Origin of the sequence: Pseudomonas sp. S37, from assembly GCF_016658545.1 — a bacterium.
GTDB lineage: Bacteria > Pseudomonadota > Gammaproteobacteria > Pseudomonadales > Pseudomonadaceae > Aquipseudomonas.
The window spans coordinates 1-26,663 of sequence record NZ_JACVZC010000019.1; the positions used below are offsets into that span (position 1 = coordinate 1).

A 26,663-nucleotide genomic window follows, 5' to 3' on the forward strand; every position below is an offset into this window, starting at 1 on the left:
ACGCCACCGTGGCACTGTGATGCCTCGGCGGGGGCGAGTCCATCGATTACATTGCATACGCAATACCTTGTAGGAGCGGGTTTACCCGCGAATAGGCCAGTAGAGGTTAGACGAACGAGCTGAAGGAAATGTGATGGGAGGACCGACGGCCCTCCCGGAAGGGATGAATCAAAACGCCTTGGCCAGGTCGATCACCAAGGCCCGATAACCCACGCTGCCCGGCTGCCGGCTGTGCACCTTCAGCTCCACCAGCACCTCCTGCGTCCCCCGCCGCACTTCATTCAGCACGGTAGTGGTCAGCTTCTCGGGCGTCAGGAAATTCACCGAAGCCGAGTAGATGAACTGGGTGTCGGTCTCAGGCCGGTAAGCCACCACCGAAGTCACTGGGCTGTACCACTCGTCGCCACGCTCCTTGCCGTACTCCCACACCTGCTCGACGGTGCCCTTGGCTTCGTCGATGCGGTATTCCACAGCCCGGCTGTAGTTGCCGGTCAGCTTGGTGGGCGCAAAGTCGCGGCCCCAGCCATTGTCGAACACGGTCAACGTACCTTTGCCGGTAAGCCAGGCGGTGTGCTGGGTCCATGACCAGTCGAAACCTTCGCTCTCAACCGGTTTCAGTACTTTCTCACGCAGATGCTGCGGCCAGCCCTGGGGCGAGGCGAGAATCCACTTCACCTGCTTGTCACGGCCGATCTTCACCACGCCCTGGTGCCGTGCTGAAACGATGATGCTGTCGTCATCGGCGTCGTAATCAATGGCATTGACATGCGCCCAGTTACGCCCGGTCCCTACCCCAGGGGTATCACCGAACGGCAAGTCGCCCTCGGCCAGCTCGTTGGCCAGCCGTTCGTCCTGTTTCTGCACGCCAGGCGGCAACTGGATGGCCGCCTTGCCCAAGGTTCCCAGCAGGTCGCCACGGTACGGGTCGAGGATCTGGTTGAGGTCCCAGAAGTCCAGCACATCCCCGGCTTCGCTGACCTCGATGATATGGTCGCGGATCGAGCGCACACGCTTGCCATCCGGGCGGCGATAGTCGCTGGTGCCAACCCGCAGCAAATAAGTGCCATTGGTGGTTTCGCGGATTTCGTGGGAAAAGTCGGCAAACTTGTCCGGCAAGCTGCGCTGCCAGATGCGCCGGCCCAGCAGGTCGTACTTGGAGTAGGTCTGGCCCTGGCCCCAGATCAGCTTACCGTCACGGGTCTGCTGGAAGCCCATGGTGCCGCCCAGGCTGTCGCGGCGGTTGGAGTCGTGAATCTGCTCGATATCCAGGTACCAGCGCACATCGCCATTGCTGTCGGCGATCCAGTTGTTGCCCACCTGGTCCCATTCCGCTGCGCCGCCCAACGCGTTCCACTTGAAGGCGCGGCCGCCCGGAATGTCACCTTGCAGGTGGTTGAACAGGTACAGGCGCTTTTCGAAACCCGCCGCGACCTTGATCGGTTCGACCTCCGGCAGCGCGGCAGTCTGTTTCGCCACTACCGGCAGGCGCACGGCCGGGGCGTAGATCGGGTACTGCTCGCGAATGCGCTCGCCGTCCAGTTTGTAGGTCACTTCCACCTGGTTGACGTGATCCGGGTACAAACCGAATACCGGGATGCCGCCGTAAGTCCATAGTGAACGGTCGGACACGTCGTAAACGATATCCATGCCGCGCTCGCCGCGCCCCAGCACGCGCACGTGCGCGTCACTCAGGCTGCGCCCGCCATCGCGAATGATCGCGGTCAGCGGCGCCAGGCGGTACGGGTTGACCACCACATCGCCGAGCAGCGCCTCATCGCGCTCAGGGACTTTGGCGGTCAGGCAGGCGCCTTCAGGCAGTGCAGGGGTTTCGGTCTTGGCATTCATGGCAAAGCTCCTTGTGCTCAGAAGTCGTAACGGGCGGTGGCGCCGAAGGTGCGCGGGGTACCGAGCACGCCGGCATAACCACCGTTGGCGGAGTTCCACAGGCTGGTGAAGTAAGTCTTGTCGCCGGCGTTTTTCACCCACAGCGACAGGTCGACTACGCCGTCGCCCTGGTCCAGGCGTACACCGGCGGAAAGGTTGACCAGCGCGTAGCTGGGGATCTGGCCGAAATCGGAGTCGTCGATGGTGCCCACCGCCTTGGAACGGAAGGCGTAGCTGGCAGTGACGTAGGGCTCGACATGCTCAGTGGCCTGCCACTTGTACTGGGTGTTGAGGTTGGCGATGTACTTGGAAGCGCCCACCACCTGGTGGCCGGACAGGTCGCAGGTGGCGCTGGCATTGGCCAGGCTCACCTCGGGCGGGCACGGCGCATCCTTGTATTCGGTGTAGCGCACGTCGTTCCACGAGCCGTTGAAGTTGACCGTAAGGCCGCGGATCGGCAGGGCTGTAGCCTCGAACTCCAGGCCACGCGAACGTACACTGCCGGCGTTGGCCAGGTACTGCACGCGGTTGATCTGGTCGTAGACGTTGGCCTGGTAGCCATGCACTTCGGCCCAGAACAGGTTGGTATTCAGTTGCAGGCGGCCGTCGAGCAGCGTGCTTTTCAAACCCAGCTCGGCGTTGTTGACCCGCTCGGTGCCGACCAGCAGCGAATCGGTGCCCAGCCGTGGCGCGGCGCCGACGGTAAGGTTGATGCCGCCGGACTTCTCGCCATGGGTCAGCGTGGCGTAGCCCAGCAACTGCTCGTTGAAGCGGTAGCTCAGGCCCAGCAGGCCGGAGGGGCTGAAGCTGTACTGGTTGAGGTCGCCGGAATCATAGGCGCCCACCCTGCCCTGGCGCGCGGCAGCGGCAGCACCGGTCACGTCCGCGCCGCCGGTCGGCGCATCGCGGGTTACCCAGGCGCTTTTCTCTTCGTAGGTACCGCGAATGCCGGCGGTGAAGTCCAGGCGGTCGGTGATGTGCCAGGTGCCCTGGGCGAACAGCGCATAGCTGTCGGTATCGATGTGCCCATCGCCGATGGTGTTGACGTTGTTCAGCGCACCGGCCGGGGTGAGGTTCCAGATATCCGCCTGCGGCCCGTAATAAGTGAAGGACTTGTTGTCCAGGTCCTGCTTGAAATAGTACGCGCCCAGCACATAGTCGAAGGCGCCCCCGGTGGGCGATGCCAGGCGGATTTCCTGCGAGTACTGCTTGTCGCGCACCGACACACCGGCGCTGTAGAACACCGGCACGTTGAGGCCGTCGTCGTTACGCGGGGTGAAGTCCCACCAGCGGTAGGCGGTGATCGACGTCAGGGTAAAGTCGTTGGGCAGGGTCCAGTTGGCCTCCACCGAAGTCCCCCCCTGGAACACCGTCACCTGCTGATCCGCGTCGAAGTTGACCTTGCGGTCCTTGCCCGACACCAGCGTCGCACCCGCCTGAGCGGCCAGGCTTTCGTAGCGGTTGACGCCATTGATGGTCGGCCCGGTGCTGTACAGGCTGAGGATGCCGTTGTTGGAGTCCTCTTCGTTGTATTCACCGATCCAGCGCAGGTTGAAGGTTTCGCTGGGCTTGAACAGTAGTTGGGTACGAAAGCCCTGGCGCTTGCCGCCGTTGAGGTCGTCGCCGTTGTGGATGTTCTTTACATAGCCATCGTCTTCAGTGCGGTAGGCACTGATGCGCCCGGCCAAGGTGTCGCTGATCGGCCCCGAGAAGCTGCCTTGGGTCTGCAGGTAGCCATCTTCACCAATCGACTGCTGGATGCTGCCCTCGCGGTGGAAGGTGGGCTTGCGCGTGGTGATGTTGAGCACGCCTGCCGTGGTGTTCTTGCCAAACAGGGTGCCCTGCGGGCCGCGCAGCACTTCCAGTTGCTCCACGTCCAGCAGGTCGAACACCGCCATGCCGGGGCGGCCGAGGTAGACGTTGTCCAGGTAGATGCCGACGCTGCCTTCCAGGCCATCGCTGGCCGGGTTGTTGCCCAGGCCGCGGATAGAGATGCTCGACTGGCGCGCATGCACGTAGGCGACGTTGGTGCTGGGCACCAGCTGTTGCAGATCCTGCACACGGTAGATGCGCTGGGTTTCCAGGGTTTCGCTGCCCAGCACGCTGATCGGCGTGGGCACGCTCTGCGCGGTTTCTTCGCGGCGACGGGCATTGACCGTGACGGTGCCGAGCTTGGCTTCCTGCTCCAGCGCCGGTGCCGTGGCGCTGACCGGTTCTTCGGCGTAGCTGCCAGCAGACGCCGCCAGCAGCACGCCAGCGGCCAAGGGTTGCAAGGTGAAACGCGACGCGCGCGCAGGCCAACGGGAAAGTCCGGACATGCAAATGCTCCTTGAGGCATGGGCCCTGGGCGAGCATTTCCGTTGGCGGAACCGAATCGCGGTCAGTCGGGCTTATATTCTTTTAAGAGATATAAATATTTGTAATTCATATTTTGTGGAATAAGTGACTCCCTTTATAAGGGGACTCACCCTTGTCAGCAATTGCATTTGACCGAAGGTTTCAATGTAGAAAATGCATATCGATCTGCGTCAGCTACGCCACTACATTGCCCTTGTCGAACACCGCAGTTTTGTTGCCGCGGCGGCGGCTGTGAACCTGTCGCAATCGGCCTTCAGCCGCAGCATCCAGACCCTGGAGCACAACGTCGGCTGCCGCCTGGTGGACCGCGCCAGCAAGGAGCTGGCCCCGACCCGCCAGGGCCTGCTGGTGCTGGAACATTCGCGGCGGCTGGTGCACGGGGCACACAAGCTGGTCAACGAAATTCACCAGTTCAACGGCGCCACCACCGGTGTGGTGCGCTTCGGCTCCGGCCCGGCGCCGGCTGGAGGGTTGGTGCCACGGGCAGTGGCGCGTTTCGTGGCCGAGTACCCGGCGGCGCGCACCTGCTTCCAGGTGGACAACTGGCAGGCGCTGAACCGCAAGCTGGTGGCCGAGGAGATCGAGTTCTTCGTCGCCGACACCCGCCAGTTCGAGTCCGACCCGGACTACCAGGTGCACAAGCTGACGCCCCAGCGCTGGCACTTCTGCTGCCGCGCCGGACACCCGCTGACCGAGCAGGCTGAAGTACGCGCGCGCGACGTGTTCGATTACCCGCTGGCGACCACTTTCCGGCCGCCGAACATTCGCAAGATCCTCAGCGACCTCAGCGGGCGCCAGGACTTTCTGCCAGCGGTGGAATGCGAGCATGGGTATGCGTTGCTGAATGTGGTGATGCACTCGGACACCATCGGCATTGCCTGCAATGCCAACTTGCGGCCGTATCAGCGCGATGGAGGGTTGGTGGCCTTGCAGTTGACCGACTTGACGGTGGAGCAGGAAGAGGCGTTCTATACCCGCTATGGGGTGGTGAGCCGGGTGGGGTATGGCTTGTCGCCGCTGGCTCAGGGGTTGGTCAGGCAACTGATTGCCTGTGATACCGAAATCTGAACGCTGGCGGCGGCCCCTGTGGGAGCGGGTTCACCCGCGAATACGATGGTAGCCTCACCGCCGCATTCGCGGGTGAACCCGCTCCCACAGGGGGTCACTACGCTTCTCAGCCTTTACGGGTCGTCCGGCTCAACTGGCCATCGACACCCACTGGCACCTCACCCGCCAAGGTCACCCGCCGCACCACCCGCGGCTGGGTACCATAATCATCCACCGCATAATGCTGCGTCGCGCGGTTATCCCAGATCGCCACGTCGCCCGCCTGCCAGCGCCAGCGCACGGTGTTCTCCAGGCGCGTCACATGCCCTTGCAGCACCGCGAACAGGTGCTGCGAATCCGCCAGCGAATAGCCCTTGATGCGTTTCACGAAATGCCCAAGCTGCAGCACCCGCTCGCCACTGATCGGGTGCACCCTTACCACCGGGTGCTCGGTCTCGTACACCGTGGAGGTGAACACCTTGCGATAGCGCTCCAGCTTGGCCGGGTCCACGTCAGGCTTGATGCTGGCGTAGTCGTACTCGTTGCTGTGCACCGCCCACAGCTTGTCGGCCAGTTCGCGCAACGGCTCAGGCAGCTCCTGATACGCCGCCGCCGTGTTCGCCCACACGGTATCGCCACCGGAGGCAGGCGCCACCACACTGCGCAGGATCGAGGCTTTGGGGTAAGCGTCAACAAAGGTCACGTCGGTGTGCCAGGAGTTGGCGCGCTGGCCCTCGGCGCCATCGAGTTGCAGCAGGTAGCTGGTGCCATCCACCACCGGTACGGTGGGGTGTGCTATCGGTTCGCCGAGCAGTTTGGCGAAGGCTTCCTGGCGCTGGTCATCAAGGTGGGTCTGGCCACGGAAGAAGATCACCTTGTGCTTCACCAGCGCGGCCTGAATGGCGTCGAGGGTGGCGGCGTCCAGCTCGGCGGACAGTTGCACGCCACGGATTTCGGCGCCGATACGGCCGGCAACCGGGTGAATGTCGAGTTCGAGGGCTTGTGGCACGGTGGCCAGGGCGGCATTGCTCATGGTCGTGGTCCTTGCGGTAATTGTCGGGTTGTTGGCGGGTTCAGCGGGCGGCCTGCACGGCCTGTTCGTGTTTCAGCGCGGCATCGAGAAAGCGCGGTTCGACCCAGTCGGTCACCTGGAAGCCACGGCGGATCAGGCGCTCCTTGGCGGCCAGGTCGACGCCCTGCTGCAACTGGCCGACAAAGTCGGCGTCCAGCCGTGGGTCGAAGTAGTGGGCAAGGTCTTCCTTGGCCAGGTCGTCGCTGAGGATGCTGCGCGGCCAGTTGGCATTGCTGGCCACCAGGTCGACGTAGGCCTCGCGGTTGTGCTCGTCGCGCAGCCAGGTGCTGGCCTGCTCCTGGGCGTTGACCAGGCGCTGCACCAGCTCGGGGTATTTGCGAATGAAGTCGCCGGTGCCCAGCAGCACGGCCTGAGTGCTGCCAGCGCCCGCCAAATCACGTGAATTGACCGGCAGCTCGACCAGCCCGCGCTCGCGCAGCGACAACAGGTTGGACAAGCCCCAGGTGGCGTCGATCTGCTTGGCGGCCAGCGCGGCGTTGGCGGCGTTGAAGTCGAGGTTGATCACCTTCAGCTCGCGCTCGCTCAAGCCCTGGCTGGCCAGGGCGCTGGCAAATGACAGCTGGTTGGCGGTGCCACGGAATACCGCCACGCGCTTGCCCTTGAGGTCGTGCAGGGTCTTGATGCCAGAGCCGGGTACCACACCCAGGTAGCTTTTCACCCCACGCACGCCGGCCGACAGCACACGGGTGTCGAGGCCATTGGCCTTGCCGACGATCGCCGCCAGGTCGCCGAGGTAGGCGAAGTCGGCCTGGCCGTTGGCCAGTGCTTCGTTCACCACCGGCCCGGCACCCTTGAAGAAATGCCAGTCGATGCGGATGCCGTCCTTGGCGAATGCTTTCTCCAGCAACTGCTGGTCTCGCAGTACGTCGACCACGCCACCGGCACTGGGCTTGCTGCCAGCGCTAAGGTCGGGCACGGCGATGCGGATGCTTTCCGGCTTGGCAGGTTCAGCTGCGTGGGCGCTGAGGGTGAAGGCCAGCCCAAGGGCGGTGATCAGGTGGCGCAACGGGGTTTTCATGGCAAGGCTCCTTGGCAGGCTGCCACCGGCGATGGCCGGCGCTTTGGCCAGAAGCTAGGCAGGTCCGGTTAGAACCTACAAAGATCAAAACTTCATTTTTTAGTAACTGGAAAGCATAAATCAGGCGTCATGCGGGCATGCGGCGAGCTTGCGGAAAACGCATGGAAAATATGAGGAAAACGCAATGGGTGGGGGCTTCCGAATGCAGAACTTGCATGCTCTTATCTCTTGAATGTCGCTTGTTGGATTTTTTAATTCCATAAGTGAATAAACTAACAACGTCTCGAGAGATGGCCGATGAATGGAGTTCTGAGCAGGAATCGAGGGGGGCCGCTGCGCGGCCCTATCGCGACGCAAGGCCGCTCCCACAGGAACCACGTCCTCACTGTAGAACGGGTGCTGCCTTGGGTTTTGCCTGTGGCGATTGCGCTGCTGTGGGGGGTGGCCAGCCGACAGCACTGGATGAGCGAGCAGATCTTGCCGGCGCCGGCGCTGGTGTGGCAAAGCGCGGTAGAGTTTGGCTCTGGTGAGTTGTGGGGGCACCTGTGGATAAGCCTGCAGCGGTTGTTCTGGGGGCTGGCAGTCGGTATCGGCAGCGGCTTGCTGCTGGGGGTGTGGCTGGGGGCTTCGCGGCGGGCACAAACGCTGGTGCTGCCGACCTTCGTGGCACTGGCGCAGATTCCTACCCTGGCCTGGATTCCCTTGTTCATGCTGTTCTTCGGCATCGGCGAGTTGCTGAAGCTGGTGGTACTGGTGAAAGCCGTGGTGGTGCCCGTCACCTTGCACACGCTGGTGGGTGTGCGTGATGCCCAACCCAAGCTGCGTGAGGCTGCTGCGGCGTTGCGCCTGCCGCGTCACCTGCTGTTTCTGCGCCTGCTGCTTCCCGCTGCCCTGCCTGCCTTCCTGACTGGCGTGCGTCTAGCCTTGGCCACCGGCTGGACCTCGCTGCTGGCGGTCGAACTGCTGGCTTCCAGCGAAGGCATCGGCTACCTGATGGTGTGGGGGCGGCAACTGTTCATGCTCGACCTGGTCCTGCTGTGCATCCTGGTGATCGGCCTGGTGGGCGCGGTGCTGGAGCGCGGCTTCTCTGCGGTTGAAAAACGCCTGCTGTACTGGCCGCAGGCGGCCACCGGCGAACAGCAGCGTGGCCCGCTACCGCGGGGCTGGCAAAGCCTGCTGCTGCCGCTGGCGTTGTTGGCACTGTGGCAGGCCAGCAACAGCTTTGGCTGGGTCGACCGCAACATCCTGACCTCGCCACTCGACGTGCTGCGCACCCTGCTGGTCGGCCTGGCCGATGGTTCGCTGTCGCAAGCCTTGCTGCTGAGCCTGCAACGCACCTTGAGCGGCCTGCTGCTGGGCGGCGGCGCGGGCCTGCTGGCCGGTTTGTTGCTGGGGCTCTCCAGCAATGCCGAGCGCCTGTTCGGCCCAAGCCTGGCAGCACTGCGCCAAGTGGCGCTGTTCGCCTGGGTGCCGTTGCTCACCGCCTGGTTCGGCCTGGGTGAAGGGGCCAAGCTGGTGTTCGTCGGCATGGCTGCATTCTTCCCGTTGCTGATCGCTACCCAGCGCGGCATTGCCGGCCTATCGCCGCAACTGGGCGAAGCCGCCCGGACCCTGCGCCTGAACCTGTGGCAGCGCCTTCGCCTGCTGGTGCTGCCCGGCGCAGCCCCGGCGATATTCGCCGGCCTGCGCCTGTCGCTGATCTACGCCTGGCTGGGCACCATCGGTGCCGAATACTTCATGCCCTCGGACGGCGGCATCGCCAGCCTGATGATCGGCGCGCAGCAACTGTTCCGCATGGACCAGGTGATGGCCGCCATGCTGCTGATCGGCCTGGTCGGCGCCTTGCTCGGCACCCTTGGACAACGCCTCGAATCGCGCGCCACGCGCTGGAGAACCGCATGAACGCCTTCAACACCTCGCACTTGCACGCGGCCAACCAGCCCGACGCTACTCCGCCCCTGGTCAGTTTCGAAGGGGTTGGCAAAGTGTTCAGCGTCGATGGCCAACAGCTCGAGGCTATCCGCAACTTCAACCTGTCAATCAACCAGGGCGAGTTCATCGCCATCGTGGGGGCTTCCGGCTGTGGCAAGTCCACCTTGCTGCGCCTGCTGGTGGGGCTGGATACCGACTACAGCGGCAGCATCCGCGTCGACGGCCATACGGTCAGCGGTATTGGTGGTGAGCGTGGCATCGTGTTTCAGGAGCACCGCCTGTTCCCCTGGCTGAACGTGGAGCAAAACATTGCACTGGGCCTGGTCAATGAAGCGCTCACCCAGGGCGAGCGCGCCCGGCGGGTGCATGAGTTCGTGCAACTGGTGGGGCTGGTCGGCTTTGAATCGGCCTACCCGCACCAACTGTCCGGCGGCATGGCCCAGCGCGTGGCAATTGCCCGTGGCCTGGTCGCCAGCCCGCGCATCCTGTTGCTCGACGAGCCGTTCGGCGCGCTGGATGCACTGACCCGCCAGCAATTGCAGGACGAGCTGCTGGCCATACGCGAACGGGCCGGCATCACCACCTTGCTGGTGACCCACGACGCCGAAGAAGCCACCTACCTGGCCGACCGGGTGGTGGTACTGGAGCCGCGCCCGGGGCGGATCAAAGCGGTGGTGGAGATCGACCTGCCGCACCCGCGCTTGCGCACCGGCGTGGCCCTGCATGGGCTGCGCGAAAAGGTGCTGCACCAGATCACCGGCGATGGCGGCTACCTGCCAGCGCCGGTACGCCGGGTAGAAGGGCTGCGGCCCGAGTTGATCGCTTTGTAATACAGACCTGAACCGGCCTCTTCGCGGCTAAAGCCGCTCCCACAGGTATGGCGCCGTACTTGAGGGCTGTGATGACCCTGTGGGAGCGGCTTTAGCCGCGAAGAGGCCGGCACAGGCAACCGGGAAAAAAGGCTACAGATCAAGGCGATGGACGCCACGGGTACAGATGGGTATTATGCGTGCGCGTTGCACTCGTAGCTCAGCTGGATAGAGTACTGCCCTCCGAAGGCAGGGGTCGTGGGTTCGAATCCCGCCGAGTGCGCCATATCAAAAAAGCCCTGGGAAATCTCCCGGGGCTTTTTCGTTTATTCCGCCTGTACGTCTATCACCTGGCCGGCCCGCCGGTCGCCGTGCAGCGCCATGTACCGGGCCAGCTCGCCCAGACGCTTGTCCAGTGCCTGCAGCAGCCTGTCGCGCGTGCCGTTCACTTCGTTGGCGTTGAAAATGCCGGGCTCTTTCAGGTACAGCTGGAACTGCTGGTTGATCTCCCTGGGTGACAGGGTCACGTAGTTCTCCCTGGCGTTATGGTTGTACAGCGCCACCATCTGCCCCATGTCCTGGTTGGCATTGCGCACAAACGCCATGCTCACATACTGCCCAGGGCGCACGCGCACACCGTTGTTGTTCAGCTGGAAACACGCCTCTTTGCCATTCTCCAGGCGCACCCAGAACTCGTGCTCCTGCACATTATGCGCAGTGACCTGCATGGACGATGAGCTGCTACCGGTATGACCGGTGCCATTCCATATGTGGCCACCGGTGGTGCGGTGCGAATGGTAGGCGTCCAGGTGCGTCTGGTTGCGCTTTTCGCTTTCCAGCACTTCGCCATTGCGCACGAAAAACATCAGCTGCCGCTCAAAATGGTTGAACGGTTCCTCGACGAAATTGATGTCTTCCGGCGTCAGGGTGATGTCATACATGGTGCGGATCATCTCCGCCCGCGCAGCTTTGTCGCGCTTGGCCTGCTCTTGCAACTGGGCACGACGCTGCTTGGCATCGTCAATCGCCTTCAGCGCCTGGGCCTTGAGTATCGGGGTTTTCTCTTGGGCGTAGCCTGCGGCCTTGTCGCTGGCTTCCTTGATGATGGGCGCGGCTTTCTGCCCTGCCTCCACGGCCAGGTCGCGGGCCTTTTCCAGGGCCTGCGCGGCCTTGGCGGCCAGCTCCGGGTTGGCATCATAGGCCTTCTTCTTCAGGTCATCCCAAAGGCTCATGCTCTTCGTGCTCCATTCGTCGATGATGAGTTTGCCGATGCCGTTCATCGGACCAGCGGAGTGTAACCGGATAAATCCTCCTTTGACGTCAAAAACCCACCCTTGCGAATTGACGAAAAAAGCACTTTGCCATTAGTGTTGCTCGGTTTTTCGGTATTGAATCAAGGATACCGAACGGATTCGGCTAATAGACTAGGTAGGTCTACAAGGATGCGCGGAGTATTACTACGCAGCGGCAGAAGTGAGCACTTCACCGCATTGGGCGAGACCGGTCAGCCCGTCTATCGCGCTGCTTTGCAGATTCGCGAAGCGATTCGCCGCAAGTATCCGGAGCACCCGGAACTGATCGAGCACCTGGCCATCCCGCAGAGCGATGAGCTGGGCAGCACCATCGACTGGTACAGCGACCGCCCGGGCGATGTGATCCCCTGGAGCAGTGCCACCGAGGAAGAGCGTGCGCCCGCGCGGGTTCAGCTTGAAGTGCTGCAGAGCAAGATCAACGCCCTGAGCAGCACCTTGCTCGGCCTGGACGCCAATGGCCAACCTTCGGCAACGGCCCGCAAGGCTGCCGAGGGCGACAACGCCGTATTCGGCAAGCTGCTGACCTGCGTGGTGCCCTTCCCTGACGAAAACTTTGTCTACCTGGTCGATGGCCGCCCGGTACTGACCTTCTGGGGTTTCATTCATGCCGGCGCCGAGCGTAGCCGCCAGCCCCTGCATTGCCTGTACCCGCGCACCGCCCCTGTCGCCGAGCCGGTGGCCGCACCGCTGGCACCACCGCCCGCCGCCCCGATTGCGCCGGCAGCCGCAGCGGTAGCGCCAGCCGCCGCCGTCGCACGCCTGCCGTGGTGGCGCAACTGGCGCTGGTTGCTGCCGCTGCTGTTGCTGTTGTCGCTGCTGCTCCTGCTGCTGTTCGGGCTGCGCGGCTGCATCCCTGGGGTCAACCTCTCCGGCCCGGGCATCCCGGACCTTGGCCGCGATACCACGGTGCCAGGCAATAACCAAGCCCGAGTGCCAACAGGATCGTTGAACATGGACGGCGCTGCGAACGGCACAACCGGTGGCGTTACCCCGGACATGAAGCCGGGTACCGAAAGCCCGGTTAACCTGCCGGGCGGCCCAGCCGATGCCGACGGCGGCGCGCCGCAAGCTGACAACCCGGCGCCGACAGACAATGCCAACCCCTCTGCGCAAGGCGAGCCAGAAACACCACCAGCGCCGGAGCAGCAGCCTGAGCAAGCATCTGACACTCCACCGCCAGGTAGCCCAGAGGCCGTGACGCCAGAGAACACTCCGCCTGCACCACCACAGCTGCCCGAAGACCAAGCGCAAGCCAGCAACCAGCCGCCACAACCGAGTGACTTGAGCATTCCGCCAGATGCGGCCGATGGCAAAGCAGACTTCCTCAACGGCAAATGGGCGGGTGCAGGCATTCAGGAAGCCGGCACTGGCAAGCCGGTGCGCCTGAAGTACGACTTCCAGAATGGCAAGGGCCAGGCCACGGTCACCCGCCCGGACAATGTCAGTTGCCAGGCGCCGGTTGCCGCCGCCATGCAAGGCGGCAAGTTGTCGATCAACAGTTCCGGCCAGGCCACTTGTGCCGACGGCAGCAGCTATGACCTGCCGCAAGTAGGTTGCACGCCCAACGCCAGCGGCGTAGCCGATTGCGATGCCAACTACGGTGCCAAAGGCTTCAACATCCAAATGAAAAAAGCCGGCTAATCACACGAGAAACGCAGAAGATGTTGCCCGAAATCACCCAGTTCGAAGAAACGGTCACGCTGGTCAGCGATACCGGAATTCAATTCATGGATTTCGCCCTGCGTCTCGGCCCAGACGGCGAGCAGACCGGCAAATTCGTCCAGCTCAACAACGGCATGGTGCCTACGCGCCTGCTGTGGTCCAAGGAGTACAAGGACTTCTACGAGCCCGAGCCAGACAAAGTGGTGCAGGTGGAATTCGACACCAGCGAAGAGAGCCACTTCCGCCTGCCGATGGAAGACAGCCTGAAGCTGCTGGACGGGGTCTGGTTGCCCATCCCGTTCCTGCGCTTCACTCCGCCCTATCGCTTTGACGAAGGCCCAAACAACTGGGCGCGCATGCGCCTGGTCAAGCTCGCCGAGCCCGACCTGGACGGCAACACCCACCGCCTGACCCTCGGCTTCGACAGCCGCACCATGCCGCTGGTGACCGGCGCACCGTACCTGGCACCCAACGAAGACGACGTGCGCTCCGGCGTGGCGTTCAAGCTGGCCTGCAGTGCCCGCGAGTATGGCTGGTTCCTGACCCACACCTGGATCCGTGACTGGCTGACCGAGGTGTACACCGAGGCCCGCGCCGAATGGACGCGCGAACGCCTGGACCGTGACCTGCAGGGCAACCGCCACCTTGGCCACTACCTGAACCTGCTGAGCCTGTTGCGCCGCCCGGTGCCGGCCGAGCAGAGCAACGAAAAGCCGAAAGTAGAGATCCCGGAAATCAAGGTGATCGCCAACGAGGCCAATGGCATCGTCAAGCCGATCCCGGTGGACCTGGTACTTGACGTAGGCAACTCGCGCACCTGCGGCATCCTCATCGAGGACCATGGCCAGGCAGGTTCGGGCATGCGCCACAACTACGTGCTGGCGCTGCGCGACCTGAGCGAGCCGGAAAAAGTCTACAACCAGGCCTTCGAGAGCCGTGTCGAGTTTACCCATGCGGCCTTCGGCAAAGACCACCTGTCGATCAAGAGTGGCCGGCACAATGCCTTCCAGTGGCCGACCATCGCCCGTGTCGGCGGTGAAGCCGGCCGCCTGGCCAGCCGCAACCGTGGCACCGAAGGCTCGACCGGCCTGTCCAGCCCCAAACGCTACCTGTGGGATGAAAAGGCCTACGGCCATGGCTGGCGCTTCAACACCGCCTACGTCAAGACCGACAAGGAGCCCATGGCCGTTGCCGCGCCGTTTGCCAACCTGATCAACGACCGTGGCCAGCCGCTGTACCTCAAGCCTTACGACATGCCGGTGTTCAACCCGCGTTATTCGCGCAGCAGCCTGATGACCTTCATGCTGGCCGAAGTCGTGACCCAGGCGCTGAGCCAGATCAACAGCCCGGCCCAGCGCTCGCGCCAAGGCCATGCGCGGGTGCCGCGCCAGCTCAACAGCATTACCCTGACCGTGCCGCCAGGCATGCCCCAGGCCGAACGCAGCCTGCTCAGCAACCGCCTGTACGAAGCCATCGGCCTGGTCTGGAAGAGCCTGGGCTGGCACCAGGACGAGAGCAACCCGTTCAAAGGCAAAGACGTCAAGACCCGTACCCCGTTCCCCAGCGTGCGCGTGGAGTGGGACGAAGCCAGCTGCGGCCAGCTGGTTTACCTGTACAACGAGGTCAACGAGAACTTTGCCGGCCACCCGGAAGAATTCTTCGTCGCCCTGGCGCGCCCGGACAAACAGGAACACGAACAGATCACCCTGGCGACCATCGACATCGGCGGTGGCACCACCGACCTGGTGATCACCGATTACCGCCTGGACCGCGGCGCGGGTGGCGGTGCCGGCGCCAACGTGCACATCGTGCCAACCCAACGCTTCCGTGACGGTTTCAAGATTGCCGGTGATGACATCCTGCTGGACGTGATCCAGGAATTCATCCTGCCGTCCTTCGCCCATGCACTGCGCACGGCCGGCGTGCCGGCACCCGATGCGCTGATGTCGCGCCTGTGCGGCAATGGCGATGCCACCGCCCAGGAGCGCTTGCTGCGCCAGCAGTTGAACCTGCAAGTGTTCGTACCGCTGGGCCTGGCCCTGCTCAAGGCCTATGAGCAGTTCGACCCGGCACAACCGCAGGCTGCCGTGGAGCAGACCTGGCAACAGGTATTGGGCGAAGCGCAGATCAACGACAGCGTACTGGCATTCGTCAATGCTGCCGTGCGCCGCGAAGTCGGCCGCGACGGCGCCCTGGACTTGCTGCAGACACCGATCGTGTTCGACCTCGAGCGGGTCCACGCCGCCTTCATGGGTGGCCAGATGAACATCACCAAAGTGCTCGGTGAATTGTGCGAGGTGGTGTTCAACTACCCCTGCGACATGCTCCTGCTGACCGGCCGCCCTTCGCGCCTGCCCGGCATCCAGGCGTTCATTCGCCAGCGCCTGCCGCTGCCGCCAGGGCGCATCCTGCCGATGCAGAACTACCGCACCGGCGGTTGGTACCCGTTCCACCGCAATGGCCTGATCGACGACCCGAAAAGCACCGCCTCGGTGGGTGCGATGATCTGCCTGCTGTGCTCCAAGCACAGCGTGCCGAACTTCTACTTCCGCACTGCCGCGCTCAAGCCGTACTCGGTCATCAGGCACTTCGGCCAGATCGACAATGCCGGCACCATCAAGCGCGCCGACGTGCTCTACCACGACCTCAAGTCCGACAAGGGGCTGATCGAGCTGCCAATCGTCGGCGAAGGTGAGGAGCGCGGCACGCCGTGGCTGGAAATGCGCGGCGACATGCACCTGGGCTACCGCCAATTGGCCGCCGAACGCTGGTCGGCGTCACCGCTGTACACCCTGCGTTTCACCCCCTCGGGCAGCGCAGCGTTTTCCCGCGCGGTGGGCAAGAACGGCGAGGCGCCGGTGCTGCGCATTCGCCTGGAAATCGAGCAGTTCGACCAGGAAGAACGCGACCAGGGGCTGATCAGCGACAAGCTGATCATCCAGAAGCTGGAATCGAACATCCAGGATGCCGACTTCGATTTCGACCGGGATCTTGAACTCTCACTCAACACCATGCCGACCATGAGCTTGAGTGACAGCGACTATTGGCTCGACAGCGGGAACGTCAAAGGAAAATGAGCGACCTTACGCCAAAGCAACAGCAGTTGATGGGTGCCTGGGGCGCCATTCACAAAGGTGCCGGTGAGGCCCTGGACTGGATCGAGCAGGTGCGTGGCAATGCCGCCAGTGTCGAGGCCGAGGCCGATGGCCTCAACCTGCGCCTGCGCCAGGCCCGCAACCGCGCCAAGGACCTGCAGCGTGCTGCGTCCACACCCATGGTGATCGGCTTCTTCGGCCTGTCCCAGGCGGGCAAGTCGTATCTGATCTCGGCATTGGCCGCTGACCGCAGCGGTCGCCTGGAAACCGATTTCGGCGGCCGCACGCTGGACTTTATCGAGCATGTGAACCCGACCGGCCTGGGTAAGGAAGCCACCGGCCTGGTCACCCGCTTCAGCCGGCGCGCCAAGCCCAGCCCGGATGCCAATCACCCGGTCGAGCTGAAGCTGTTCAGCGAAATCGAAGTGGCAAAGATCCTGTCCAACGCCTGGTTCGAGGATTTCGACCAGGAAAAGCTGGATTACAGCTACACCGACGAACGTATCCAGGCGCTGCTGGCCGGCTTCGAGAGCCGTGAGCAGGAAGCCCTGCAACCGGGCGTCAATGGCGATGACGTGGTCGCCCTGTGGGACTACCTCAAAGGCAACTACGAAAAGTCGGTGCGCAAGCTCAACGAGCTTTACTGGCCACGGGTGATCAAGCTGGCACCACGCCTGAACCCGCGTCAGCGCGCCAAGCTGTTTTCGGTCCTGTGGGGTGAACAGGACGCGCTCACTGAAATTTATGAACTGCTGGTCGGCGGCCTGCAGAAGCTGGGTTTCCCCGACACCGTTTACGCCCCCTTGAGCGTACTGGTAAAGGAAGAGAACGGCGCCTACACCCAGGCCAACAGCATCATGAACGTCGATATTCTCGGCCGACTGGGCACTGGCCGCGACCTGCCGGTGAACGTGCTGCCGCTGCAGGGTGACAAGGTGCAGGGCAGCGTTTCACTGTCGATCGCGCAACTGGCGGCACTGACCGCCGAGATGACCTTCCGCCTGACCAACAGCCCCAAAGACCCGGTCGTAGAGGAAGTCGACCTGCTCGATTTCCCCGGTTACCGCACTCGCCAGAAGCTGCTGCGTATCGAAGACGCCGCAAGCCCCGACGTTGTCGAAGAGGTCAACCCGGCCGCCAGCCTGATCCTGCGTGGCAAGGTCGCCTACCTGTTCGAGCGCTATACCGACGCCCAGCAAATGAACGGCCTGGTGCTGTGCACCAGTTCGTTCAAGCAAAGCGAAGTGGTCAGCGTTGGCCCGGTACTGACCCGCTGGATCCACAAGACCCAGGGTGCCACGCCCAAGGAGCGCAGCCAGCGCACCCCCGGGCTGATCTGGGCGCTGACCATGCTCGACGGTTTCATCGGCAACACGCTCGGCCTGAGCGAGGGGCAACTGCCCGAAGGCTGCGAGAACATGATGAAGCTCACCATGATCGAGCGCTTCGGCAGCCAGGAGTGGATGAAAGACTGGTCCGGTGTACCGTTCAATAACACCTATCTGGTGCGCAAGCCGCGCCTGGATACCGCGTTCATCGAGCGCGACACTGGCAACGGCGAAGAAACCTGCCTGAACGAGCGCCACGAACCACGCCTTGTACAGTTGCAACAATGCTTTGCGCAAAGCCCGTCGGTGCAGCGGCACATCAAGGACCCGGCTGACGCCTGGGCCGCGATGCTCGAACTCAATGATGGCGGTATCAGCCGCTTCAGTGGCAGCTTCCAGGGCATCAGCAACATCGACTTCAAGCTCACCCGTATCGAAGAACAGCTGGAACAGTGCCGCACCGACCTGCTGGAACACGGCCTGAACACCTGGCGCGAAGAAGACTTCGAACAACTGCTGAACAAGAAGCGGGAAAAGACCCAGTACCTGCTGGACAACCTGGGTGCCGACCCGGATGCGATCAGTGAGTTGATCCATGCCTTGCAGGTACCGGTCGAGCAGCTGCGCGACCTTTACCTGGGCGGCGTGTACGACATCGACGGTATTGACGGCGATGCTGGCGAAGAACCCGAACAAGCCGCCAAAGCCCCGGCCAATAAAGCCCCGGCCATCAGCTTCGGCAACCTGTTCGCCAGCAACCCTGGCGCAGCACCCGCACCGGCTGCCAAGCCGCTGGCCAAACGGCTCACTTCCGAGCAGCGTTTTGTCCGCGCGGCGTTGAAGGCGTGGATCAAGCATATGCGCGACCTGGGTACGCAACCCGCGCGCCTGAGCAGCCTGCGCATCAGCCGTGAAGTGGTCGAAGCCCTGGTCGAAGAACTGGTCAGCGCAGTGCGCCGCCCGCTGTTCATCGAGCAACTGGACACCGCGGTCATGCGCCGGGTGCTCAACGGCATGCGCCGCGACCAGATGGTCCAGCGCCAGGTGCTGACGGTGCAACTGGCCATGCGCGACTTCCTGTCCTGGTTCGGCTTGCTGGAGAAGCCCGCCGCTGAACGCCCGAACAGCCTGCTGGGTTCGCGCGAGCCGGTGTTCGGTTTCTACCAGAGCGTGCCCCAGGGCGAGCTGCCGGTGCTGCCGGAGCAACCCCCGCACCAAGAACAACGCTTCCTGGTCGACTGGCTGTCGGGCCTCGCCTGGCTGACCCAGGAAAACGCCAAGAGCGGCGCCGACCCGGAAATCACCACCGAGCAGCGACGCCAGTTGGCGGTGCTGCTGAACACCTTTCAAGCGAGTTGATTGCAATGGGTATCAGAGTTGATGTGCTGCCACTGGAAGTGAACACGCCGGGCCAGGGCCTGCTGCGGATCACCGGCTGGGAGGGCCCCAGCGAAGGGCTGCAATGCTCCCTGCAAAGCAGCCAGTCCCATGAGTTCCTGCATGAAGGCGGGCACTGGGGCAACGTCGCCCACTGGTTCCGCCTGGATAACCTGGTTGCCGTTGCCGGCGCCCCGGCCATCGAAACGCGGATCGGCCCCAACCTGATCAACCCGTTGCTGCAGGCCAGCGGCACCGCCACGTTCCGCATCGAGGTCAGCAACCCGCAAACCGGGCGCAGCGACCTGGGCATGGTGCGTATCAACAGCGCCATCATCGCCTCTGTCGAGTCCGGGCCGGCGCTGGAGCAGTCCCCGCCACCGGCCCCGCTGGCGAGCGCATCGGTGGTGATCGAGCCGCCGGTGGCAAGCACGCCTGAGCCTGCCCCGGCAGCGGTTGCAGCGCCCAAGCCAGAACCCGCGCCAGCCCCTCAGCCGGCGCCAGCTGCTGCAGCGCCGACCGTGGCAAACAAGCAAGGCAACAAGTGGCTGCTGCCGCTGTTGATCCTGATTTTGCTGGCACTCGCTGCCGGCGGTTGGTGGTGGTTCAACCGCGGCGCAGCCGAAGCGCCGGTACCGGTGCCGCCTGAAGACAAGCCTGTAACCCAGACCGAAGCGGCCAAACCCTGCTCGCTGGAAAGCATGAAAAGCCAGACCTCCCTGGCGTTCCTGCAGTCCTGCATCCAGAGCAAGCCGGACAGCGCCGCACTGCTTGAAGTGATCAGCCTGGCCAAGAGCAACGACCAGTGCGACGTAGCCCAGCGCCTGTATGCCAACCGCGCCAATGCCGGTGACATCCAGATCGCCACGGCCTACGCCCACGAATACGACCCCAAGTACCACCAGCCAAGCAACTGCTTCAAGGCACCGGAAGCCGCCACGGCAGCCTCCTGGTACGAGACCATCCTCGGCTTCGATGAAAACAACGCCGAAGCCAAGCAGCGTTATGAGGAGCTCAAGCCATGAAGATGCTTAGCGTTGGCGCCGCGCTGCTGGCCTTGTCCCTCAGCCCCGCCCTGCAGGCTGCCGACAAGCCGCTGCTGCAGGATGGCAAGAAAACCCTGTTCCAGCGTGTGCTGACCACCCCGGGTTGCAAACTCAGCGATAGCGCAGGTGCCGCCCCGGGTGCCGCGCAACCGACGTTCAGCCGCTTTTATGTGTATGAGCGTGCCCAGGCCGACGCCCACGAGTGGCTGCGGGTCGGCCCCGATACTCAGGGCAAGAGCATCGGCTGGCTGCCAGCAGACTGCACCGTCGAATGGAAAATGCAGCTGACCCTGGCCTTCACCAACCCGGCCAACCGCGACCGGCTGATGTTCTTCAAGGAACGCAACCAGCTCGAAGGCATTCTCAATGCCCCCGACCCGGTCAGCCACGTGGCGCCGCTGCGCGCCAAGCTCAAGCATGGCACCGAGGCGCCAGGGGTACTGGCCGAAGAGCCGGAGTACTTCGTCGACCTGCAAAAGAACTTCTACCTGCTGCCAGTGCTCAGCGGCGAAGAAGTGATGACCGAAGAAGGTTTCCGCACCCGCATCCTCAACGTGGCTTCGGTCAGCAAGGCCGACAGCGCCGCAGCGGCAGCAGCAGCGCCTGCGCCCGGCCAGGCCGCTGCCAACCAGCAGTTGAAGGCGTTCAGTGCAGCGGTAGTGTTCGTCATTGACTCGACCATCTCGATGGACCCGTACATCGACCGCACCCGTGAAGCGATCAAGCGCGTGTATGCGCAGATCGAAAAGGAAAACCTCGGCAAACAGGTCAAGTTCGGCCTGGTTGCCTACCGTTCCAGCACCAAGGCCGTGCCGGGCCTGGAGTACGTCAGCAAGATGTACGCCGACCCCAACACGGTGAAGGACGGTGCCGACTTCATGGCCAAGGTTGCCGACCTCAAGCAGGCCAAGGTCTCCAGCAGCGAGTTCAACGAGGATGCCTACGCCGGCGTGATGTCGGCCGTGGACCAGATCGACTGGAGCCAGTTCGGCGCCCGTTATGTGGTGCTGATCACCGATGCCGGTGCCGTCGACGGTGGCGACAAACTGTCCAGCACCGGCCTTGGCGCCGAGCAGGTCAAGATCGAAGCCAGCAACCCGGGCGTCGCCCTGTATACCCTGCACCTGAAAACCCCGAGCGGCGCGAAGAACCACAGCAGTGCCGAGGCGCAGTACCGCACGCTATCGAACTACCCGGGTACCAACACCTCGCTGTACTACCCGGTGAATGCCGGCGATGTGGAGGCCTTTGGCCGCAAGGTCGACGGCCTGGCTGCGGCCATCACCCAGCAAGTGCAGGCGGCCTACATGGGCGAGGCCGCCATTGGCAGCGCCACCAATGCCAAGGCCGCCCCCGCCGAGCAAAAAATGCTCGAAGATGCCGCGCTGATTGGCCACGCCATGCAGTTGGCCTACCTTGGCAAAGCCAACGGCACCCAGGCGCCACCCGTGTTCCAGGCCTGGATCAGCGACCGCGACCTGATCAAGCAGAACGTGCCGACCACTGATGTGCGCGTGCTGTTGACCAAGGCCCAGCTCAGCGACCTGAGCGATGTGCTCAAGCAAATCCTCGATGCGGCCAACGAAGGCATGATTTCGCCAGACGAAATGTTCACCCGCCTGCGTTCGGTTGCCGCGACCATGGGCGCCGACCCGAACCAGCTCAAGCAGGGCTCGACCACGCGCGTGGCTGACCTCGGCGTATTGGGTGAATACCTGCAAGACCTGCCCTACCAGAGCGAAGTGCTGAACCTGGACGAAGAAACCTGGAAAGGCTGGGACGGCCTGGCCCAGGAGAAATTCATCCGCAGCCTGAGCACCAAGCTTCGCCATTACCAGCGCTACAACGCTGACGTCGACCGCTGGGTCGCCCTGGCCCCGGGCAGTGACAGCCGTGACAACGTCTACCCGGTACCACTGGAAATGATGCCCTGACCCCACATGCTCGATATCAAGGGATTACGGGTTGTCCGAGGCGAAGGATCGCAGGCTCACCGGATACGGCTGGACGCGCTGTGCCTGCAGGCCGGCGAGATTCGCGCCATTACCGGCGAAAGCGGTTGCGGCAAGAGCACGCTGCTGGAAGCCATCGGCCTGCTGCTCAAGCCTGAGCAGCTGACGCACTACCGGCTTGGCCCGCAAGGCCTGGACGTGGCCAGCCTGCTGGCCACCGACCAGCAACCGGCCCTGGCGGCCTTGCGCTCGCGCGAGTTGGGTTTCGTGCTGCAGAACGGCGGCTTGCTGCCGTTCCTCAGCGTGCGTGACAACATCCTGCTGCCGCGCCGCCTGCTCGGCCTTGCGCCTGCCAGCGCGGCAGTGGACAAGGCCGTCGACGCATTGCGCCTGGCACCGCTGCTGGGCAAGTTGCCCCAGGCCCTGTCGATTGGCGAGCGCCAGCGGGTAGCCTGCGTGCGCGCCATCGCCCACGAGCCAAAGGTGTTGCTGGCCGACGAGCCAACCGCCGCACTGGACCCACACAACGCCGAGCGGTTGTTCGAACTGCTGCTGAACCTGGTGACCGAACTGGGGCTCAGTGCCTTGGTGGTGTCACACGACTGGGCGCTGGTCGAGCGCTTCGGCCTGCCGCGGCTGGCTGCCATCAACGGTGAAGGGGAAACACGCTTTGAACCCGTGGCATAAACGCCTGGCACTGCTGGTCAGGTTGTCCCTGGCCGACCTGTGGCACGACCGCAATGTTTCCCTGTGCATGGCCGCCTCGCTGGTCGCCGTCATCGCCCCGCTGCTGTTGCTGTTCGGCCTCAAGCACGGGGTGGTCAGCCAGTTGCAGCAGGAACTGCTCAGCGACCCGCGCAACCTCGAAGTCAAGATGCTCAGCAGCGGCCACTATGACCAAGCCTGGTTGCAGCGCCTGCAGGCACGCCCGGAAGTGGGCTTCGCCATTGGCCAGACCCGTTCGCTGAACACCCAGGCCGACCTGCTCGGGGCCCATGGCCGCTTTGCCGACAATGTCGAAGTCATTCCTACCCGGGCCGGCGACCCGTTGCTGGCGACCGACCTGAGTGAACTGGCGCGCGACCAGGTGATCCTCAGCGAACGGGCCGCCGAGCGCCTTGATGCCAAGGTGGGTGACCACCTGCGCCTGCGCGTTGCCCGGCGCCTGAACGAGGTCAACGAGCGCGGCGAGCGCACCCTGCAAGTGCGCGCCATCGTCAGTGCTGTGCGCTTCGCTCGGCCGGCAGCCTTCGTCAGCCCCGAGCTGCTGATGGAGCTGGAGCATTACCGCGATGGCTACCTGGTCGCCAGCCTGGGGGCCAGCAGCGGCCAGGCCATGGACACCCTGAAAATCGGTTATGCCCGGGCGCGGGTCTATGCGCGGGACATCGACAGCGTGGCGCCGCTGGAACACTGGCTCAATGCGCAACGTATCGAGACCACCAGCCGCTTGGCGGAGATCGACAACGTCAAAGCGATCAACCACGTGCTGGGGCTTATTTTCGGCGTAATTGCCGGTGCCGCCCTGATCGGCTGTATCGCCTCGCTGGTGGGCGCCTTCCTGGCCAACATCGACCGCAAGCGCCGCCACCTGGCCGTGCTACGCCTGCTTGGCTTCAGCAGCGCCGCGGTGTCCGCCTACGTGGTGCTGCAAGCGCTCGTGCTGAGCCTGGCAGGCTACCTGGGCGGGCTTGCCAGCTATTACCTGGGCAGCCTGTTGTTCGACCGGCTGCTGGTCAGCAGCCAGGCAACCGGTGCCTTCATCTGTCACATCACCGTCTGGCATGGCCTGGTCGCCCTGCTGCTGGCCTTTTTGGTCGCCGGCCTGGTCGCCCTGATCGGCGCCTTGCGTGCCATACGGATACAACCTGCGGAGAGCCTGCGTGAACTCTAAAGCCTATAGCCGCCTGCTGCTGGCGCCACTCGCTCTCGGCTTCGCGCTGCAAGCAGCAGCGGCAAGCTGGGACGAGAAATACTTCAACCCCATGCCCGAGGCCGACGACGTGGTGCTGCCCATGCCCTGCGAGGGGGCCATGGTGTTTCGCAAGGTGATGATCCCGGTGGCCGGGCCGCTGGACGACTACCCGATCAACATTGGCCAGGACAGCGCCGAATGGGGCTATGTCGAGCAGACCCGGCCCGCCTTCATCGCCGGTAGCTTCACCAGCGCCAAGGGCGAGAAATCGCGCTACTACCTGCTGGCCAAGTACGAGATGAGCCAGCTGCAGTACAAGGCGCTGATGGACGAAACCTGCCCGACCGCCTCCAACAAGCAACGCCTGCCGGTGGTGTCGGTGTCCTGGCTGGATGCCCTGCAGGCCGCCGACAAGTACAACCGCTGGTTGCGCGCCAATGCGCCAGACAAGCTGCCCCGCGAAGATGGCGCGCAGGGCTTTCTGCGCTTGCCGACCGAGGTGGAATGGGAGTTCGCCGCGCGCGGTGGCCTGCAAGTCAGCACGGCCGAATTTCGTGATGGCCGCTACCCCATGGCCGAGGGCCTGAACGCCTACGAGTGGTTTGCTGGCGCCCAGTCCGCCAACGGCCAGTTGCAGCTGACCGGCCTGCTCAAGCCAAACCCCTTGGGCCTGCACGACATGCTCGGCAATGCCAGCGAAATGATGTTCGAGCCGTTCCGCCTGAACAAGCTCGACCGCCAGCACGGCCAGGCCGGCGGCTATGTGGTGCGCGGTGGCAACTACCTGACCAGCGAGGGTGAACTGCGCACCTCGCTGCGCCAGGAAGAACCGTATTACAACGCCGAAGGCGCCGTAGCCAAGAAGACCAACGGCCTGCGCCTGGCCATGGTTTCGCCGACCCTGACCTCGCGCGACCGGGTCAAGAGCATCGAGAAAAGCTGGAGCAGCCTGGGCAGCGATCAGCCGGCCGCCGACAGCAAACAGAAAGGCACGGTGAAAGCGCTGGAAGAGCTGGCCTCCAACGTCGAAGACCAAGCCCTCAAGACCCAGCTGAAAACGGTCGAAAGCCAGCTGCGCGCCAGCAACCAGCAGCAGCAGGAAGCCCGCGACCAGGCCATCCGCGCCAGCCTCAACCTGGGTGCCTTCCTGTGCACCAAGATGCTCGACGACGGCCAGTACCTGGACTTCCTGCAAAAGAACTACGCCAGCAACTGCAAGGCCGGGGAAGAAGACCCGACCTGTGGCGTGCGCAAGGTCAAGCTCGAAGAGCAGGAACAACGCCTGCACAAGCTCAGCCGCTACTACGCCAGCTCGCTGGTGGAGTCTGGCTCGCTGTACGGCAAAGACTTGATCGAAGCCCAGGTCCCGGTGCTGGACGGCTCGCTCAAGGCCAACAAGAACCTCAAGGAACTGTCGCCATACCTGCAAACCCACTGGGCCAACCAGGTGTCGTTCCTGAAGACCCAGAAAATCGACGCCACCGCTTGGCTGAACACCTGCAAGACCGTCACACATTGACCCAAGGACATCCAGGAGCCGCAACATGAACACCACTACATCCAGCCGTATCAACCCTTGGCTCAGTCTGCTGATGGCCGCATGCCTGGCCTTTACCGGGTGCGCCAGCACCGGCAGTTCGATGACCGGTAGCGGCGGCACGCCCGACCCGCGCCTGACCAGCGGCAACGATGCCAAGTTCTTCACCACGTCGGGCTTCCAGGCCTGTGCCATCGCCGCTGGCGGCGGCATCCTCGCCTGCATGCTGTCCAACTCCGGCAACAAGGCGGCATGCTCGATCATTGCCGGTGTCGCAGCGTGCGGTGTGGCCATGGGCGCCAACTACTACCTGGACCAGCGCCGCGCCAAGTATGCCGATACCACCGAGCGCCTGAATGCGATGACCACCGAAGTGCAAGGTGAAACCGCCAAGGTCGCGGAGCGTAGCAATACCCTGCAACGCGTCATCAACGACGACAAGCAACAGATCGCCAGCCTGCAGAAAAGCATCAAGGCCAAGACCGTCGACAAGGCCAAGGCCCAGCAAGACATCGCCAACATCGACCAGAACATCGGCTTGATGCGCAAAGACCTGAACAACATGAAAACCCGCGTCAACGAATACCAGCAAGTGGCCAAGCTCGAGCGTGACGGCGGTGCCAGCCAGGCCGAAGTGCAGAAGGTGGAAGCCGAGATCGCCAAGATGAACACCAAGGTCGCATCGCTGCAGCAAGAGGTCGACGGCCTCTACAACCAGCGTTCGGCTATCACCTTGGGCTGAGGGAGAGCACGCCATGTTCCTGCGTAATTGCCTGTGCCTGGCCCTGCTGGCCAGCCTTGCCGGGTGTGCAACCACTGCCTCGCAGTGCAATGCCTCCGACAGCAACGCCAGCCTGATCGGAAAACTCAACTGTGACTATGGCGGTGGCTATGCCGAAGGCGTACGCAACAGCGAACAGAACCTGCGCAGTGCGCAGGAGCAGAATCGCCAGTTCAACGAGGTCTACGCACAGTTGAGCGCACTACAGGCCTCGACCCGCCAGGACCTGCAAAGCCAGCAGCGCCAGCAGGCCAGCCTGGAGCAGTCATTGAACGGCCTGCTGAGCACCCTCAAGGCCCGCCATGGCAACAAGAGCGATGTGCAAAAACAGATCGCCGGCCTGGAACAGCAGCTCAAGGCCAACCAGGCGGCGCCTTCGGCCAATGCCAGCAGCGCCCAGATCGAAGCCCGCAAGCAGAAACTCAAGGACCTGCAACAACAGGTCAGCCGCCTACAGCTGAGCCTGGGTTACGAGTAAAACCTCTTCGGCAGCTTCGGCTGCCGAATCTTTTCAGG

The 26,663-nt window shown here is 63.6% G+C and carries 18 protein-coding genes and 1 tRNA gene; 14 read left to right on the forward strand and 5 right to left on the reverse strand.

From position 1 onward, the window contains the following. Positions 1–168 precede the first annotated feature (168 nt). Positions 169–1,845, reverse strand: coding sequence for an aryl-sulfate sulfotransferase (locus IAE39_RS09245; RefSeq protein WP_201201503.1), 1,677 nt, complete (start codon positions 1,843–1,845; stop codon positions 169–171). 17 nt (positions 1,846–1,862) lie between these two features. Then, on the reverse strand, positions 1,863–4,202 hold the full coding sequence (locus tag IAE39_RS09250; RefSeq protein ID WP_201201504.1) for a TonB-dependent receptor: 2,340 nt from the start codon (positions 4,200–4,202) through the stop codon (positions 1,863–1,865). Positions 4,203–4,395: 193 nt separating this feature from the next. On the opposite strand from IAE39_RS09250, the gene IAE39_RS09255 reads away from it, so the two are divergent. Then, a complete protein-coding gene (locus tag IAE39_RS09255) occupies positions 4,396–5,310 on the forward strand; it encodes a LysR family transcriptional regulator (protein ID WP_201201506.1) in 915 nt (304 codons plus the stop codon). 106 nt (positions 5,311–5,416) lie between these two features. Here the strand turns inward: IAE39_RS09255 and IAE39_RS09260 are convergent, their stop codons facing one another. Both IAE39_RS09260 and IAE39_RS09265 read right to left on the reverse strand, forming a co-directional pair. Then, positions 5,417–6,322 carry a TauD/TfdA dioxygenase family protein gene (locus IAE39_RS09260; protein WP_201201508.1) on the reverse strand — a complete coding sequence of 302 codons (906 nt, stop codon included), beginning with the start codon at positions 6,320–6,322 and terminating at the stop codon, positions 5,417–5,419. 40 nt (positions 6,323–6,362) lie between these two features. Further along, complete coding sequence (locus IAE39_RS09265) at positions 6,363–7,400, reverse strand: ABC transporter substrate-binding protein (RefSeq protein WP_201201511.1); 1,038 nt, start codon at positions 7,398–7,400, stop codon at positions 6,363–6,365. Positions 7,401–7,697: 297 nt separating this feature from the next. Here IAE39_RS09265 and IAE39_RS09270 point away from each other — a divergent pair, with 297 nt between their 5' ends. From IAE39_RS09270 to IAE39_RS09280, 3 genes are all read left to right on the forward strand, one after another. Then, positions 7,698–9,302, forward strand: coding sequence for an ABC transporter permease (locus IAE39_RS09270; protein ID WP_236548482.1), 1,605 nt, complete (start codon positions 7,698–7,700; stop codon positions 9,300–9,302). Beyond that, a complete protein-coding gene (locus tag IAE39_RS09275; RefSeq protein ID WP_201201513.1) occupies positions 9,299–10,162 on the forward strand; it encodes an ABC transporter ATP-binding protein in 864 nt (287 codons plus the stop codon). The genes IAE39_RS09270 and IAE39_RS09275 overlap by 4 nt, the downstream gene beginning before the upstream one ends. Positions 10,163–10,350: 188 nt before the next feature. Further along, a tRNA-Arg gene (locus tag IAE39_RS09280) sits at positions 10,351–10,427 on the forward strand. Positions 10,428–10,467: 40 nt separating this feature from the next. Here IAE39_RS09280 and IAE39_RS09285 read toward each other — a convergent pair. Next, positions 10,468–11,373 (reverse strand): hypothetical protein, encoded by a 906-nt coding sequence (locus IAE39_RS09285; protein ID WP_201201515.1) that lies wholly within the window; start codon positions 11,371–11,373, stop codon positions 10,468–10,470. Between the two features lie 210 nt (positions 11,374–11,583). Between IAE39_RS09285 and IAE39_RS09290 the strand changes: the two genes are divergently transcribed. The 10 genes from IAE39_RS09290 to IAE39_RS09335 are packed head-to-tail and all read left to right on the forward strand — an operon-like array spanning position 11,584 to position 26,625. After that, positions 11,584–13,095 carry an SrfA family protein gene (locus tag IAE39_RS09290; RefSeq protein ID WP_201201517.1) on the forward strand — a complete coding sequence of 504 codons (1,512 nt, stop codon included), beginning with the start codon at positions 11,584–11,586 and terminating at the stop codon, positions 13,093–13,095. Positions 13,096–13,115: 20 nt separating this feature from the next. Then, a complete protein-coding gene (locus IAE39_RS09295) occupies positions 13,116–16,193 on the forward strand; it encodes a virulence factor SrfB (RefSeq protein ID WP_201201520.1) in 3,078 nt (1,025 codons plus the stop codon). After that, the gene (locus tag IAE39_RS09300; RefSeq protein ID WP_201201521.1) at positions 16,190–18,898 is read left to right on the forward strand and encodes a putative virulence factor; all 2,709 of its coding nucleotides are present in this window, start codon (positions 16,190–16,192) and stop codon (positions 18,896–18,898) included. The genes IAE39_RS09295 and IAE39_RS09300 overlap by 4 nt, the downstream gene beginning before the upstream one ends. A 5-nt stretch (positions 18,899–18,903) precedes the next feature. Next, entirely contained in the window at positions 18,904–19,941 is a 1,038-nt protein-coding gene (locus IAE39_RS09305; RefSeq protein ID WP_201201522.1) for a hypothetical protein, read from the forward strand. Next, positions 19,938–21,896, forward strand: a complete 1,959-nt coding sequence (locus IAE39_RS09310) for a vWA domain-containing protein (RefSeq protein WP_201201523.1) — start codon at positions 19,938–19,940, stop codon at positions 21,894–21,896. The genes IAE39_RS09305 and IAE39_RS09310 overlap by 4 nt, the downstream gene beginning before the upstream one ends. Before the next feature lie 6 nt (positions 21,897–21,902). Then, entirely contained in the window at positions 21,903–22,601 is a 699-nt protein-coding gene (locus tag IAE39_RS09315) for an ABC transporter ATP-binding protein (RefSeq protein ID WP_201201524.1), read from the forward strand. After that, a complete protein-coding gene (locus tag IAE39_RS09320) occupies positions 22,585–23,808 on the forward strand; it encodes an ABC transporter permease (RefSeq protein WP_201201525.1) in 1,224 nt (407 codons plus the stop codon). Before IAE39_RS09315 ends, IAE39_RS09320 begins: the two co-directional genes overlap by 17 nt. Continuing rightward, positions 23,798–25,348, forward strand: a complete 1,551-nt coding sequence (locus IAE39_RS09325; protein WP_201201534.1) for a formylglycine-generating enzyme family protein — start codon at positions 23,798–23,800, stop codon at positions 25,346–25,348. Before IAE39_RS09320 ends, IAE39_RS09325 begins: the two co-directional genes overlap by 11 nt. 25 nt (positions 25,349–25,373) lie before the next feature. Continuing rightward, on the forward strand, positions 25,374–26,108 hold the full coding sequence (locus IAE39_RS09330; RefSeq protein WP_201201536.1) for a hypothetical protein: 735 nt from the start codon (positions 25,374–25,376) through the stop codon (positions 26,106–26,108). A gap of 13 nt (positions 26,109–26,121) precedes the next feature. Continuing rightward, positions 26,122–26,625: a hypothetical protein gene (locus IAE39_RS09335; RefSeq protein ID WP_201201538.1), complete on the forward strand. Its 504-nt coding sequence runs from the start codon at positions 26,122–26,124 to the stop codon at positions 26,623–26,625. The last annotated feature ends 38 nt before the right edge of the window (positions 26,626–26,663 follow it).